The 16,122-nt window shown below is 42.0% G+C and carries 15 protein-coding genes; 14 read left to right on the forward strand and 1 reads right to left on the reverse strand.

Features of this window, described 5'->3' with window-relative positions; translation table 11 throughout:
* The first annotated feature begins 17 nt into the window (after positions 1-17).
* The 14 genes from rpsD (at position 18) to INP51_RS02185 (ending at position 14,517) form a co-directional block, all read left to right on the forward strand.
* A complete protein-coding gene (gene rpsD / locus INP51_RS02120; protein ID WP_193736115.1) occupies positions 18-611 on the forward strand; it encodes a 30S ribosomal protein S4 in 594 nt (197 codons plus the stop codon).
* Positions 612-655: 44 nt separating this feature from the next.
* Positions 656-1,618, forward strand: a complete 963-nt coding sequence (locus tag INP51_RS02125) for a DNA-directed RNA polymerase subunit alpha (protein ID WP_193736116.1) — start codon at positions 656-658, stop codon at positions 1,616-1,618.
* Between the two features lie 76 nt (positions 1,619-1,694).
* Positions 1,695-2,231 carry a bL17 family ribosomal protein gene (locus tag INP51_RS02130; RefSeq protein WP_193736117.1) on the forward strand — a complete coding sequence of 179 codons (537 nt, stop codon included), beginning with the start codon at positions 1,695-1,697 and terminating at the stop codon, positions 2,229-2,231.
* 91 nt (positions 2,232-2,322) lie between these two features.
* Positions 2,323-3,246, forward strand: coding sequence for a diacylglycerol/lipid kinase family protein (locus tag INP51_RS02135; protein ID WP_193736118.1), 924 nt, complete (start codon positions 2,323-2,325; stop codon positions 3,244-3,246).
* A gap of 114 nt (positions 3,247-3,360) precedes the next feature.
* The gene (fba, locus tag INP51_RS02140) at positions 3,361-4,224 is read left to right on the forward strand and encodes a class II fructose-1,6-bisphosphate aldolase (protein ID WP_193736119.1); all 864 of its coding nucleotides are present in this window, start codon (positions 3,361-3,363) and stop codon (positions 4,222-4,224) included.
* 96 nt (positions 4,225-4,320) lie between these two features.
* Positions 4,321-6,435 carry a glutamine synthetase III family protein gene (locus INP51_RS02145; protein WP_193737201.1) on the forward strand — a complete coding sequence of 705 codons (2,115 nt, stop codon included), beginning with the start codon at positions 4,321-4,323 and terminating at the stop codon, positions 6,433-6,435.
* A 209-nt stretch (positions 6,436-6,644) separates the two neighbouring features.
* Positions 6,645-7,328: a WecB/TagA/CpsF family glycosyltransferase gene (locus INP51_RS02150; RefSeq protein WP_193736120.1), complete on the forward strand. Its 684-nt coding sequence runs from the start codon at positions 6,645-6,647 to the stop codon at positions 7,326-7,328.
* A gap of 24 nt (positions 7,329-7,352) precedes the next feature.
* A complete protein-coding gene (locus INP51_RS02155) occupies positions 7,353-8,225 on the forward strand; it encodes a YitT family protein (RefSeq protein ID WP_193736121.1) in 873 nt (290 codons plus the stop codon).
* 116 nt (positions 8,226-8,341) lie between these two features.
* Positions 8,342-9,430, forward strand: coding sequence for a PucR family transcriptional regulator (locus INP51_RS02160; RefSeq protein ID WP_193736122.1), 1,089 nt, complete (start codon positions 8,342-8,344; stop codon positions 9,428-9,430).
* Between the two features lie 45 nt (positions 9,431-9,475).
* Positions 9,476-10,159 carry a cell division ATP-binding protein FtsE gene (gene ftsE, locus INP51_RS02165; protein WP_193736123.1) on the forward strand — a complete coding sequence of 228 codons (684 nt, stop codon included), beginning with the start codon at positions 9,476-9,478 and terminating at the stop codon, positions 10,157-10,159.
* Entirely contained in the window at positions 10,149-11,060 is a 912-nt protein-coding gene (gene ftsX / locus INP51_RS02170; RefSeq protein WP_193736124.1) for a permease-like cell division protein FtsX, read from the forward strand. The genes ftsE and ftsX overlap by 11 nt, the downstream gene beginning before the upstream one ends.
* Before the next feature lie 72 nt (positions 11,061-11,132).
* A complete protein-coding gene (locus INP51_RS02175) occupies positions 11,133-12,326 on the forward strand; it encodes a S41 family peptidase (protein WP_193736125.1) in 1,194 nt (397 codons plus the stop codon).
* The gene (locus INP51_RS02180; RefSeq protein ID WP_193736126.1) at positions 12,323-13,204 is read left to right on the forward strand and encodes a DegV family protein; all 882 of its coding nucleotides are present in this window, start codon (positions 12,323-12,325) and stop codon (positions 13,202-13,204) included. The genes INP51_RS02175 and INP51_RS02180 overlap by 4 nt, the downstream gene beginning before the upstream one ends.
* Complete coding sequence (locus INP51_RS02185) at positions 13,201-14,517, forward strand: M18 family aminopeptidase (protein ID WP_193736127.1); 1,317 nt, start codon at positions 13,201-13,203, stop codon at positions 14,515-14,517. Before INP51_RS02180 ends, INP51_RS02185 begins: the two co-directional genes overlap by 4 nt.
* Before the next feature lie 70 nt (positions 14,518-14,587).
* Here the strand turns inward: INP51_RS02185 and INP51_RS02190 are convergent, their stop codons facing one another.
* The gene (locus INP51_RS02190; protein ID WP_193736128.1) at positions 14,588-15,952 is read right to left on the reverse strand and encodes a DeoR/GlpR family DNA-binding transcription regulator; all 1,365 of its coding nucleotides are present in this window, start codon (positions 15,950-15,952) and stop codon (positions 14,588-14,590) included.
* Positions 15,953-16,122 lie beyond the last annotated feature (170 nt).

Genomic DNA, 16,122 nt, shown 5'->3' on the forward strand with positions numbered 1-16,122 from the left:
TTAGGAGGTCATAGCAAATGGCAGTAGATAGAGTTCCGGTTCTGAAAAGATGTAGATCTTTAGGGTTGGATCCGGTTTATTTGGGAATTGATAAAAAGTCCACACGTCAGTTGAGACGCTCGAATCGTAAGATGTCTGAGTATGGACTTCAATTGAGAGAGAAACAGAAAGCAAAATTTATATACGGAGTACTGGAAAAACCTTTCCGTAATTACTATAAAAAAGCAGATAAGATGGCAGGACAGACAGGTGCTAACCTGATGACACTTCTGGAGATGCGTCTGGATAATGTTGTTTTCCGCCTTGGATTTGCAAGAACGAGAAAAGAAGCGAGACAGATCGTTGATCATAAGCACATTACCGTGAATGGCAGAACGGTTAATATTCCATCATACCAGGCTCATCCGGGAGATGTAATTGAAGTAAGAGAAAACAAAAAATCCTGTCAGAGATATAAAGATATTCTGGATATGACAGGAGGACGTCTGGTACCGGAATGGCTGGATGCAGATCAGGAAACACTGAAAGGATCTGTTAAAGAACTTCCTGCTCGTGAAGTAATTGATGTCCCTGTAGATGAGATGCTGATCGTCGAATTGTACTCTAAGTAAACAATAGCAACAAGCCAATCAATATTATAAGGAGGGGCTTTCGAGTGTTTGATTTTAACAAACCGAAAATTGAGATTACGGAGATTTCTGAAGACAAAAGATACGGCAGATTTGTAGTAGAACCCCTGGAAAGAGGTTACGGTACAACACTTGGTAATTCTCTTAGAAGAATTATGCTTTCATCTCTGCCGGGTGCCGCAGTCAGCCAGGTTAAGATCGAGGGCGTACTGCACGAATTCAGCTCCATTCCAGGAGTGAAGGAAGACGTTACAGAGATTATCATGAATCTGAAGAGCCTTGCTATTAAGAATACGAGCGAGACTGACGAAGCCAAAATTGCTTATATAGAGTACGAAGGTGACGGCGTAGTGAGAGGATCTGACATTCAGGCGGATCAGGATATTGAAATCATGAATCCCGACCAGGAGATCGCTCATTTAAGCGGCGGTGCGGACTGTAAGCTTTATATGGAACTGACAATCACAAAAGGCAGAGGTTATGTGAGCGCCGATAAGGGCAAGACAGAGGATATGCCGATTGGTGTAATCGCAGTAGATGCGATCTATACACCGGTAGAACGTGTGAATCTTTCCGTAGAAAATACCCGTGTCGGCCAGATAACCGACTTTGATAAACTTACTTTAGATGTTTACACCAGAGGGACTCTCGATCCGGACGAGGCAGTGAGTCTTGCAGCAAAGGTTTTAAGCGAACACCTGAAACTGTTCATTGATCTTTCTGAGAATGCAAAAACTGCAGAGGTTATGGTAGAGAAAGAGGACAATGAAAAAGAAAAGGTTCTTGAGATGAACATTGATGAACTTGAGTTATCTGTTCGTTCTTATAACTGCCTGAAACGTGCCGGTATTAATACAGTAGAGGAACTTTGCAATAAAACCCCTGAAGATATGATGAAAGTTCGTAACCTTGGACGTAAGTCTTTAGAAGAGGTTCTTGCAAAATTAAAGGAACTGGGGTTGGAGCTTAGCCCTGGCGAAGAACAGTAATTGTTTGTAGAAATAAGCGCTGTGTCAGTAAGACCGAAGAAGCATGGCATATGCGTTCCACAAATGGAGGAAAATAATGGCTAAATATAGAAAACTGAGCAGAACATCTGATCAGAGAAATGCATTGCTCAGAAATCAGGTGACGAATCTGCTTTATCATGGAAAGATCCGTACAACGGAGGCCAAAGCAAAAGAAATTCGTAAAATTGCAGAGGATTTGATCGCTCTTGCAGTTCGCGAAAAAGATAACTATGAGACAGTAACCGTAACAGCAAAGGTTCCGAAAAAGGATGCTGACGGAAAACGTGTGAAAGAAGTTGCAGACGGAAAGAAAATTACCGTCTACGATGAGGTGGAAAAGGAAATCAAAAAAGATTCCCCGTCCAGACTTCATGCCAGACGTCAGATGATGAAAGTTTTATATCCGGTTACTGAGGTTCCGAAAGAAAACAAAGAGAAGAAGAAAAACACAAAAAAAGTCGATATGGCCGCTAAATTATTTGATGAGATTGCACCGAAGTATGAAAACCGCAATGGCGGATATACTCGTATTATTAAAATCGGAGAGCGTAAAGGCGATGCTGCCATGGAAGTTCTTATTGAATTGGTGTAATATTTTATACATCAACTAACAAGGTTGAGTCAAAAGAGTGAACGAAAGCGTAGCAGTTGTTCGCTCTTTTTCTCTTTCAAGGAGTTATACAATGGAGAAAAAAAAGCTTTTATTCATATTTAACCCCAGGGCCGGAAAAGGACAGATTCGCAGTAAACTATTCGAGATTATAGATATCTTTGTCAAGCATAACTTTGAAGTTATTGTTCATCCAACGCAGAAAGCAGCTGACGCATATGAAAAAACAATGGAACTTGCACAGCAAGTCGATCTGGTTGTATGCAGCGGAGGCGATGGAACTCTCGATGAGGTTGTGAATGGGCTGATGGAAGCTTCCGCTCAGGTACCACTGGGATACATACCGGCGGGAAGTACGAATGATTTTGCCAACAGTCTGAAAATATCTAAGAATATGGTCCGTGCGGCAAAGGATATTGTAGAGGGACATCTGTATTCCTGCGACGTGGGTGTATTTAATGAAAAGAACTTTGTGTATATTGCCGCTTTTGGCCTGTTTACGGATGTCTCATATGAGACAGACCAAAATCTGAAGAATGTATTAGGACACCTTGCATATCTTCTGGAAGGGAGCAAACGAATCTTCAATGTTCCTACTGCCCATATGAAAGTGAATTGTAATGGGATGACACTGGAGGGAGAATACATCTATGGAATGATCACGAATGCACGTTCTGTAGGAGGTTTTAAGAATCTTGTAGGACCCGATGTTAAACTCAACGATGGCCTGTTCGAGGTGACTCTAATACGGAATCCCAAAAATCCGATTGAGCTCAACGAGATTATTACGTCTCTGATCACCGCTGAGGATAAGACGGATCTGATAGACAACTTCAAGACCGATTATATCGAGATTGAATCACCCGAGAAAGTGGCATGGACACTGGACGGGGAATTCGGAGGAGAACATACCGCCGTGAAAATCTTTACAAAAAAACATGCACTTGAAGTGATCATCAATCACAATGGAAAAGATAACGACGGAAAAAACTTATAAAATGGATTATTTTTTTGTTGGCAAATTCCCTCATTTAGGTTATAATAGATCCAAACAAACAAGGAAAATTCATGTCAGCATGATGTTAATATTATAAATTACAAGGAGGAAGCAATGTTAGTATCAGCAAAAGATATGTTGCAAAAAGCAAAAGCAGGGCATTACGCAGTCGGACACTTTAATATTAATAATCTGGAGTGGACAAAAGCTGTGCTTCTCACCGCTGAAGAATTAAGATCCCCGGTTATTCTGGGTGTTTCCGAGGGTGCTGGAAAGTATATGACAGGTTTCAAGACCGTTGCAGCGATGGTTAAGGCTATGATAGAAGAACTTCACATCACGATTCCGGTAGCATTACATCTTGATCACGGGACTTACGAAGGATGTTATAAGTGTATCGAAGCAGGTTTTTCTTCTATTATGTTTGATGGTTCTTCTTATCCAATCGATGAGAATGTGGCCAAGACAAGAGAACTCGTGAAGATTTGTGCTGAAAAGGGAATGTCACTTGAGGCAGAAGTTGGAGCTATAGGCGGAGAAGAAGATGGTGTAATTGGTGTCGGCGAGTGCGCTGATCCAGAAGAATGTAAGATGATTGCTGATCTGGGAGTTGATATGTTGGCTGCCGGTATTGGCAATATACACGGCAAGTATCCGGATAACTGGGCTGGGTTGAGCTTTGAGACACTTGCAGCAGTTCAGGAATTGACAGGCGAGATGCCACTTGTACTTCACGGCGGAACCGGAATACCGGACGACATGATTAAAAAGGCCATTGATCTGGGGGTATCCAAGATCAATGTGAATACAGAGTGTCAGCTGGTTTTTGCTGAGGCAACCAGAAAGTACATTGAAGAGGGAAAAGACCGTCAAGGAAAGGGATATGATCCCAGAAAACTACTGGCACCCGGAATAGAGGCAATACAGGAAATAGTGAAAGAAAAGATGGAACTTTTTGGCTCAGTTGGTAAAGCCTGATTGAGTTTGGCAGGTATATAGTTGATAGACGAGGGCGTTCTGCGAATGGTGTAGAATGCCCTTTTGATGTATCGAAACAGAGAGGAGAATATGCGTATGCAGGAGAATGTGAACGTAGCTGAAATTTTTGGAGAGAATGTTTTTAACGATGCCATTATGCAGGAAAGACTGCCCAAAAAGGTTTATAGAAGATTAAAAGATGCAATTGCAAATGATGAAGAATTGGATCTTGATACAGCCGATATGATAGCCCACGAGATGAAAGTCTGGGCAATCGAAAAGGGTGCAACTCATTTTACTCACTGGTTTCAGCCGCTTACGGGGGTCACAGCGGAAAAGCATGATGCTTTTATCACGGCGCCGGATGAAAGAGGAAAAGTGCTCATGAGCTTTTCCGGAAAAGAGCTCATTAAGGGAGAGCCAGATGCATCATCTTTTCCCTCTGGAGGACTTCGTGCAACCTTTGAAGCGAGGGGATATACGGCATGGGACTTCACTTCTCCTGCATTCGTTCGTCAGGACGCGGCAGGGGCAACACTTTGTATTCCGACTGCTTTTTGCTCATATACTGGTGAAGCACTGGATCAGAAGACACCGTTGCTGCGTTCTATGGAAGCAATTAATATGCAGTCTCTTCGCCTGATAAGACTGTTTGGAAATACAACATCAAAAAAGGTTACTCCGTCTGTAGGTCCGGAACAGGAATATTTTCTGGTGGATGCCAAAAAGTTTCTTCAGAGAAAAGATCTGATCTATACGGGGAGAACCTTATTCGGAGCCATGCCGCCGAAAGGTCAGGAGATGGACGATCATTATTTTGGAACGATTCGTCAGAGAATTGCCGGATTCATGAGAGATGTCAATATTGAGTTGTGGAAGATGGGCGTTTCAGCGAAGACACAGCACAATGAGGTGGCTCCTGCACAGCACGAACTTGCGCCTATCTATACGGAGGCGAATATCGCAGTCGATCATAATCAGATTATTATGAAGACATTAAAAAGAGTAGCTTGTCAGCATGGAATGAAGTGTCTGCTTCATGAGAAACCATTTGCAGGGGTGAACGGTTCTGGAAAGCACAATAACTGGTCACTTACGACAGATGACGGGATTAATCTGTTGGATCCGGGCATTACACCTCACGAAAATATACAATTTCTTCTGGTGTTAAGCTGTATTATCAGTGCGGTTGACAAACATGCCGGACTACTTCGCGAATCAGCAGCCGATCCGGGAAATGATTTTAGACTTGGGGCAAATGAAGCACCGCCGGCAATCATATCCATATTCCTCGGGGAACAACTCGAAGATGTAGTGGAACAGCTAATCAGCACCGGAAATGCCACCAGAAGTAAAAAATGTGGAACACTTCACACAGGGGTCAGGACGCTGCCCGATCTTTCAACAGATGCAACAGACAGAAACAGGACATCACCCTTTGCCTTTACAGGTAATAAATTCGAGTTTCGAATGGTGGGGTCCAGAGATTCGATCGGGATGCCAAATACAGTTTTGAATACAATCGTGGCAGAAGCTTTCTGTGATGCCTGTGACAGACTGGAGAACTCCAAAAATCTTGTAGATGCGGTTCATGATCTGATTAAGGAAAACCTAAGTGAGCATCAAAGAGTTATCTTCAATGGGAATGGATATTCCAGGGAGTGGGTTGATGAAGCCGAAAGAAGAGGCCTGGCCAATATAAGATCTATGGTGGATTCCATCCCGGAACTTCTGAAAGAGGATACGGTCACCATGTTCGAAAAATTCCATGTCTTTACGAAGGCAGAGCTTAATTCTCGCGCAGAGGTTCAATATGAGAATTACTCAAAGACTATTAATATAGAAGCAAAAACTATGATTGATATCGCCTCGAAACAGATTATACCAGCCGTTATCAAATACGAAAAGAGTCTCAGTGAAACTATAATCGCGATAAAAAATGCCGGTGTCTGTGAAGTGAGTGTCGAGTCCGAACTGCTGTGTAAGACATCATTGCTCTTAACAGAAGCGAATAGAGCGTTAAAGAACCTTAAAGAGACAGAGACAAAAGCATGTTCGCTGCCCGAGGGAGCACCGCGGGCGAGATACTATCACGATGTTGTAATGGAAGCTATGAACACTCTTCGAAGTCCCATTGACCGTCTCGAGATGATCGTGGATAAGGAGATGTGGCCGATGCCATCATATGGCGACTTAATGTTTGAAGTCTGATTTTTATTTCATATGTGTCATATCAACTGTGGATGAAGAAGCCTTCCGATTATATAGGGACACTGTCTTTATACCTATCGGAAAGCTTTTGACTGTTTTTCCGGAAAATGTCCTCTGCTTTTCAATTCTTGTGTTTTTTGATTCTTTCTGGTATAATTAATCGGAGTGTCGTTGGAAAGGTTTTTAGGTACCTTTGGAAAGTGAGGCATATGTGCAATAAAATTGACGTGTTAGGTGTGCATATAGATTATATGGATGCAGAATCATCTATGAATCGAATAGCAGAAATGATGAAAAGTGACCGCATGGATATGGTAAGCGTGGTGACCATGAGTACTCTGATGCTTGCCAGGAGAGATCCTGTGTGGAAGAAGTATATAGAAGATATGGATCTCACCGTCATCGGAGATGATGAGATTTTAAAAGCCGCAGATATCTTAATGGGACCGATCAAGGAAGAAGTTCAAAACAACAAATTTATAGAACTTTTTTTTGATTTTATGATTCAGAATCAGAAACAGATCTTCGCTCTTGGTGAGACAAAAGAAGAGGTCGAAGGCTTAAGAAACTATCTGCATAATGATTATCCCGGGATTCAGATTGTCGGTGAAGCGGTTGTACAAGACGATGCTTCGCCTGAAAAATATATGAATGAGATCAACAGTCTTACGGTTGACGTGATTGTAAGTGGACTTTCCGGCTTTCGCCAGGACATGCTCGCGTTTGAGAATAAAAGTCAGCTGAACTCTAAACTGTGGCTTTGTCTTGGAAAACAGCCATTTATTCAGTCAAATGCAGGTTTAAAAGTGAGCCTCTGGAGCACACTATTAAGGAAGAATGCATTCAAACGAATGGTGGCAAAATATAAGGAAGAGAATCATATGATTGTCTGATATAGATGATGATGAGGAAGACATATGAAAGAGTCTGGGTTTGTAAAGAGCAGATATTCCGATTATCTGCTCATAATTATCGGAACGGCTTTGATGGCTCTGGCAATCAATCTGATACTGGATCCGGCGGGGCTGGTAACAGGAGGATTTTCGGGTCTTGCAATTGTGATTAAGTCTTTGACCGGAGAGTTTATTGAGGACGGGATACCGATCTGGCTTTCTACGACGGTATTAAATGTACCGTTGTTTTTAATTGGATTTAAAATACAAGGAGCCAGATCTCTGGGTAAAACACTTTTTGGCGCAGCTGCACTTTCTGCATGGCTTTACCTGATCCCTGCGGGTTCACTGGCACCGGATGATCTGCTGCTTTCTGCTGTGTTCGGGGGTGGACTGCAGGGATTGGGAATTGGTCTCGTCTTTATCGGACATGCAACGACAGGTGGAACAGATATGGCGGCTGCACTGGTTCAAAGAAAGTTCCGGCATTATACGATCGCACAGGTTATGCAGGTGATCGATGGAATTATTGTACTTAGCGGTGTATACGCATTTGGGATCAGCAAAGCACTGTATGCGGTGATTTCAATTGTCGTGATGACGAAACTTACTGATACATTAATAGAAGGTCTTCATTTTGCGGTATCTGCATACATTATTACGGAGAAACCGGAGGAAATTGCCAGTGAGCTGATGCTAAAGGTAAACCGGGGGGTTACCGGCATTGATGCAAAAGGCATGTATACGGGTAATAAACGCACCATGCTTTATTGTGTGGCCGGAAAGAAACAAATTGTTGAGCTAAAAGATATTGTGATGAAACTGGATCCGAATGCCTTTGTTATCGTAACGGACGCAAAAGAAGTTCTGGGAGAAGGTTTTATCGAAAACATATGACATTTGTAAATATTTACCCTTTATTTTTGGGGTATTTTGTATTAAAATGTAGAGTATGTTACAATGGGATAAAAAGATCACGCTTCATTACTATATAGTCGAAAGAGGGAAAAGTTATGATTTCAAATCAGATACTGCAAAATACAATCGAAGGCATTAAGTCGATCTCGAGAGCAGAACTCGCTGTCACGGATGTGGAGGGTAATGTACTCGTGTCTACATTTCCTGAAGAGGAGATCAGTAAAGAAGAGGTTGAGAATTTTGCCGAATCACAGGCTGATTCTCAGTCTATGAAAAGCTTACAGTTTTTTAAGGTGTATGATGAACACCAGGCAGAATATGTGTTAATTGCCAGGGGTGACAACGAGGATATCTTTCTTGTTGGAAAGCTGGCGGCATTCCAGCTGCAGAATCTCTTAGTGGCTTATAAAGAGCGCTTTGACAAAGATAATTTTATCAAGAATCTGCTGCTCGATAATCTGTTGCTGGTCGATATCTATAACCGTGCAAAAAAGCTTCATATTGATACAGAAGCACGCAGAGTCGTATTTATTCTGGAGAGTGATCCTGACAAGGATCGTGGAACACTGGAGAATGTCAGAAATCTATTCGGTAATAAATCCGGTGATTTTGTCACCGCTGTCGATGAAAAAGACATCATTATAGTCAAGGAACTGGCCGAAGATGATGATTATACTCAGATGAACAGGATTGCTAACTCGGTCCTTGATACACTGGGCCGTGATGAAAATCATGAGGTTCATATTGCCTACGGAACCATCGTTAAGGAATTAAAAGATGTCTCACGCTCTTATAAGGAAGCGCGGATGGCTTTGGATGTTGGAAAAATATTCTTTGAGGAAAGGGATGTCATTGCCTATAGTTCACTAGGAATTGGACGTCTGATTTATCAGCTGCCCATACCACTGTGTAAGATGTTTATCAAAGAGGTTTTCGTCGATAAATCCCCAGATGATTTTGATGAGGAGACACTGACTACAATCAATAAGTTTTTCGAAAATAATCTGAATGTATCAGAGACATCCAGACAGTTGTATATTCACAGAAACACATTGGTATACCGTCTGGATAAACTGCAGAAAAGTACAGGACTGGATCTGCGCGTATTTGAAGATGCGATCACGTTCAAGATTGCGTTGATGGTCGTGCGGTATATGAAGTACATGGAAACTCTGGATTATTAAATTTATGTGCAGCATTAACCCCAGAGTTTTTTTAGGAGGAATATAATGATTACATTAGATGGTGTAAGTAAGAGTTATGAGAGAGGCCAGCCGGCTATTGATAACATATCCTTACACATAGATGAAGGGGAATTCGTTTTTGTTGTGGGAAACAGCGGTTCCGGAAAATCAACGCTAATCAAACTCTTATTAAAAGAGTTAGAACCGACTTCCGGAATCATAAAAGTAAACGGACAGACATTAAGCAAGATGAAGAGAAGAAAGATTCCCAAATACCGCCGTGGTGTGGGTGTTGTATTTCAGGATTTCCGCCTTCTAAAGGACCGCAATGTTTATGAAAATGTAGCATTTGCGCAGAGAGTGATTGAGAAACCGGGCCGTGTGATCAGAAAAAGGGTTCCCGAAGTACTGACATTAGTAGGTCTTGCTGAGAAATACAGATCTCTGCCAAGAGAGTTATCCGGTGGCGAGCAGCAGAGAGTAGCACTTGCCAGGGCACTGGTAAATCGTCCGGATATTCTGCTTGCGGATGAGCCTACAGGAAATCTGGATCCGAAGACATCAACTGAAATTATGAAGCTGCTTGAGGAAATTAATGCACGTGGTACTACTGTACTCGTCGTCACGCATAATCGTGAAATTGTAAATGCGATGAAGAAGCGGGTGATTCGGCTGCGGAAAGGCGTCATAGTGAGCGACGAAGAAAAAGGTATCTACCATGAGGATTAGTACAATTGGTTATAGTATCAAACAAGGTGTAAAGAATATCTGGAGAAACAAGATGTTTTCGATTGCATCGATTGCAACCATGAGTGCCTGTATCTTTTTGTTCAGTCTGTTTTTCTCTGTCCTGACAAACTTTAATTATATTATAAAAAGTGTCGAAGAGGGCGTTTCCATGGTTGTATTCTTTGAAGAGGGAACCGATCAGGGCACAATTGACGGGATTGGAGATCAGATTGAGGCTCGCCCGGAAGTAAAAGATGTAAAGTATGTATCTGCAGATGAATCATGGAAGAGATATCAGGAAAGATACTTTAAGGATCATCCTGAGGCGGCAGAAGGATTCAAGAATGATAATCCTCTTGCGAATGCGTCAAGTTACGAAGTCTATGTAAATAAGGTGGAGCAGCAGAGCACACTGAAAGAGTTTATAAAAAAACTTCCCGGTGTCCGCGCGGTGAACCAGTCTGAGGAAGCCACGAAAACACTGTCTACCATTAACAAATTGGTCGGCTACGTATCTATTGTGATTATCGGAATACTATTCGCAGTATCTGTTTTTCTGATCAGCAATACCGTCTCAGTTGGAATTTCCGTGCGCAAAGAGGAAATCGGGATTATGAAACTGATCGGTGCGACGAATCTGTTTGTCAGACTTCCTTTCCTGATGGAAGGTATCTTAATCGGACTGTTGGGTTCCGCAGTCCCCCTGGCAATATGGTATTATGTGTATAATAAGGCAATTACATATATATTAAATAAATTCCATATGATTGCCGACTTTATGAATGGATTAATGCCGGTGACACAGGTTTTCCATACATTACTTCCGGTCGGACTTCTGCTCGGTATGGGTATTGGCTTATTAGGAAGTATATTTACGATTCGAAAACATTTAAAGGTTTAATAGCTTAGAGCTGTCTCAATTCCAAAGAGTATGGTATTGAAGGCAGCTCATCGTATATATGAAGGAGTCAGGATGCGCGATAATAAAAAATCAAATGACGGGCTAAAAGGTTTTATCCTTGGAATATTGACGACACTTATCGTTTTGGGTGCGCTTTTTTTAGTTCAAAACCGCGGTTATCTCATACACGGGAATATGACTCCTACACAGGCCGGCGCCAGGAAGAAAATTGCCGACATTTACTATTCGATCGACAAAAGCTATCTTGGTAAAATAGATGATGACACGCTCACGGATTATATGTGTGCAGGTCTTGTTCAGGGTCTCGGGGATAAATATTCGACTTACTACACACAGGAACAGTATGAGAAGATTATGCAGTCCGCCGGTGGACATTATTCCGGTGTCGGGGTTGCCATTTCCAAAAATAATAACAAAGAGATACAAATAGAATCCGTTTTTGAGAATACACCGGCTTTTAAGGCGGGGATTAAACCAGGCGATATTCTCCTCAGGGTAAATGACGAAGATGTTACAAAGTTGTCTGTAACGGAGGTTGTCAGCAGGATTTCGAAAATCAAAGAAGGGGATGTTGTTTCACTGACACTGAAAAGAGACAGTGCTTCTTATCAGACGGATGTAACGGTCGAAGAGGTAGAAGCGGTGTCAGTATCGGGAAAGATGCTGCCGGATAATACCGGCTATATTAGGATATCAGAATTCACAGGTGTCACCTCAGATCAGTTCAAAAGCGCATATAAGAAGCTGAATGAAGCAGGAATGACAAGCTTGGTGATTGATCTCAGAAGCAATCCCGGCGGTCTGGTAACCGGTGTCTGTGATACACTGCGTCAGATTCTTCCCAAAGGGGTGATTGTTTACACAGAAGATAAGTACAAAAACCGAGAAGAGCAGAAATGTGATGGGAAAAATCCGATTGATATCCCGCTGGCAGTGCTGGTAAACAAAAGTTCTGCCAGCGCATCAGAGATCTTTGCAGGTGCGGTGAAAGATTATGGAATTGGAACTGTTGTTGGAACTGTCACTTATGGAAAAGGTGTTGTGCAGGATACGTATCAGCTGAAAGAAGGAGGGGCTCTTAAGCTTACAGTCTCGCATTATTTTACCCCTAAGGGTAATAATATCAATGGAAAAGGAATCTCGCCGGATGTCAGCGTCGACCTTCCGGAGAATTCATCAGAAGATGTTCAGCTGGATAAGGCGCTGGAAGTACTCAAAGGATCAGAGGAGGGAATAATAAGATGAAAAAAAGCAGAGAGTATGTGATCACCACAGAAAATACATGTGATATGCCTTATAGTTTCTATGAAGAAAATGGTGTGGAGTATTCATATCTTCCCTGTACCATGGGAGATATTGTATATAATAAAGAAAATGATATTGATCCAAAAGAGTTTTACGATCGGATGAGAAACGGAACCATGCCGACTACTTCACAGGTCAATATAGAGGATGCAAAAAAATTGTGGAGACCAATTCTTGAAAAAGGTTATGACATTCTTCATCTGTCATTTTCTTCTGGGTTAAGCGGTACATACAATAACTGCTTCCTCGCAGCGAAGGAACTGATGGAAGAGAATTCACAGTATAAGATCCTTGTTGTAGATACGCTCTGTGCTTCTATGGGACAGGGGCTTCTTTTATGGAAAGCACTGGAACAGAAACGTGAAGGAAGAAGTATCGATGAGACAGCTTCGTGGGTAGAGTATCACAAGAAAAATCTTTGCCATGTCTTCACGGTAGATGATCTGATGCATCTTCACAGAGGGGGGAGGGTATCCAAAGTAAGTGCAGTTTTAGGCACAGTAATCAATGTCAAACCGATGCTTCATGTTGACGATGAAGGACATCTTATACTGTTGAGCAAGGAGAGAGGGCGCAAAAGGGCATTACAGTCACTTGTAAGTATGATGGATGAACGTCTGGGAAGCTATCGAGATAAGAATGATGTTATTTACATCAGCCATGGAGACTGTGAAGAGGATGCGTTATATGTAAAAAATCTGCTGCAAAAAAAATATGCATCTATAAAAAAGATAGAAATCAATACAATCGGATCCACGATCGGCGCTCATGCGGGGCCCGGCACCGTGGCAATGTTCTTTATGGGAGATCAAAGATGAGCAGAGAAATAACAGATGGTTTATTAAAGTTTGTGGAAAACAGTCCAACCAGCTTTCATGCTGTTTCAACTATGCAAAAGGAACTTGATGACTGCGGTTTTATACACATCTACGAAGAAAAATCATGGAATCTTCAAAGAGGCGAAAAGTATTATGTGACGCGTAACGGATCATCGCTGATTGCCTTTGTGATTCCTGAGAATATGATAACAAGTTTTCAGATCATGGCCAGTCACAGCGACTCACCGACTTTCAAGCTGAAATCAAATCCCGAGATTGATGTAGAGGATCATTTCGTGAAATTAAACGTTGAAAAGTATGGCGGGATGATGATGGCACCATGGTTTGATCGCCCTCTCTCACTGGCAGGAAGACTGCTTGCTGTAGATGATAAAGGCCAGATTACCCCGCACCTTATCAAGATAGACCGCGATCTGGTGCTGATTCCGAATCTTGCGGTCCATATGAACAGAAAAGCCAACGATGGTTATAGTTATAATCCTCAGATTGATATGCTTCCGCTATTCGGAGGGGCGGACAGTAAAGGCACGCTGATGAACATCTTAAGCAAAGAAGCCGGTGTAAAACCCGATCAGGTTCTCGACATGGATGTCTATCTGTATAACAGGATGAAAGGGAGCATATGGGGTGGAAAAGAAGAGTTTGTTTCGAGCTCCAGACTTGACGACCTCCAGTGCGTATACTCTTCACTGAAGGCTTTTAAATCGAGCAAAAATAAAAATCATGTGATTGTTCATTGCGTTCTGGATAATGAGGAGGTAGGGAGCCTGACGCGTCAGGGAGCTGCATCTACGTTCTTGAAAGACACTTTGGAACGAATCGCAATTTCAATGAATTTATCGAAAGAAGAGTATCTGCGTGCGCAGGCTTGCGGATTCATGCTTTCTGCGGACAACGCTCATAGCGTACATCCCAGCCATCAGGATAAGACGGATCAGAGCAATCGGCCATATATCAATGGTGGTGTTGTATTAAAATATAATGCTAATCAGCATTATACGACAGATGCGTTCAGTGCCGCTGTGGTTAAAAGTATCTGTGCTCAGGCCAATGTTCCCATTCAGACGTTTGTGAACCGCTCTGATATACCAGGGGGCTCCACGCTGGGTAATATCTCAAACGGACAATTTTCCATACATACGGCGGACATCGGACTTGCTCAGCTGGCCATGCACTCTCCCTATGAGACGGCCGGCGTGTGTGATACCGAATATCTGGTCAGGATGGCAAGTGCATTTTACGATTCGGATATTCAGATAAAGAAAGATGGTTCCTGTAAGATCGTGTTTTAGGCAACAAAAAGCCGCTGCACCAGATATTTGAGTGCGGCGGCCTTTTGTAGTTCAAATCAATAAATTTTGTTTAGCTGATCAGAAGATCGATATTGTTTATATCACATTGTTCCTGATATTCCTTGGGAAGAATATGATCTGTAATGACCGATTGTATCTGATCCAACTTTGCATAAGTCATCAGGGAAACCTTCCCAAATTTCGAGTGGTCGGCCAAAAGGTAATTTTCCTGACTGTTTTCAATTACTGCTTTTTTGATTATATATTCTTCGGCAGAAGCTATTGTAAGACCATTTTTCACAGAGATGCCTGAGCATGACAGAAAAGCTTTTCCAATGTTGTACCTCTTGAAGTATTCCAGACAATCGGTACCGACCAAAGAGAGTGTATCGGTCTTCAGTTTTCCGGGGAGAGATATTACATTAAGGTTTGAATATTCGGTTGCCCTTGCAGTTACACGCAAGCTGTTAGTGATGATTGTAACATTCTTATCAGAGATATAGTCAATCATGTTACGACAGGTTGTGCCGGAATCGATATAGATGATATCGCCATCTTCCACAAGCTGAGCCGCCTGACGACACAAAAGATCCTTTTCACGTGCCAGGGCGACTGTTTTTTCACGGCAGGAAATAGTTTCTTTTGGTCTGCTGCTTATGCCGGAGGTGTTATTAACATTCGGCTTTTCCATGATATCACCATAGTTCAAAGAAGGTATCTCCATATTCTCAGGTATAGTTACAGATTTTGCTTTACTCATATTTATGTCTTCTGGCATATTGTCCTCATTCTTAATGTAGAAGTTTCTGTCGATTTCTTTTTCCAGTGCCTCCTGAATTGTGTTCGCCAGAGTTTCGTCGTCTGAAATGATCTCTGAAGAATCAGATGCCGGACGCTGATCTTTGTGTTCAGTTGATTCCAGAAATTCGGAAGTGTCAGAATCTGCGTTCTTAAAGGACTTACTGTTGGCGAATTCCAGTAGATTTTGCGCCCTGATTTTCTTCATATCGTCTTCTTCATCGTTTTTCAAAATTCCGGACAGGATATACAATACAACCAGAGCAGAAAATAATAAGCATAAGATAATTCTTCCCTCAAAAGAATGTGCTGCTATGGATATGTAGCCGATCAGAGGAACCGTGATATATACCTTCTCTGCAGTTTCCTTGGCTTTGAACAAACCTTCTTTTCCTGTAAATTTGGATACGTGAACAGAAGTGTCAGAAAAGTCGAGTAGCTGATCTCCCTCATCCAGGCGATTTGTGTTTACAGGATGACTGTAAACAACAGTACCAATCCCCAAATTGGTATCTGTTATGTTGTGGTCAATAATTACAGTTGTAACCCCCGCAGATGGCGGAATTATCAGAGCCAGTGCAGACAGTAGGAAACAAATGATAAGTAAATTGATAATTAGTCGTAAATGTTTAGTCACTTTGCCTTTCTCCTTTGTTTTTGTCAGTGCCTTTTATTATAACTTGAGTTGAAAAAATATGCAAGACTTTTCTAATACGTATTATATGTGAATTGGGAGTGGATGACTATACTTATCTGGTTAAGCATGATAAAATATGTAAGATTATATATAATTCTCGGGCAGGAGGA

Source organism: Blautia liquoris (assembly GCF_015159595.1).
Taxonomy (GTDB): domain Bacteria; phylum Bacillota; class Clostridia; order Lachnospirales; family Lachnospiraceae; genus Novisyntrophococcus; species Novisyntrophococcus liquoris.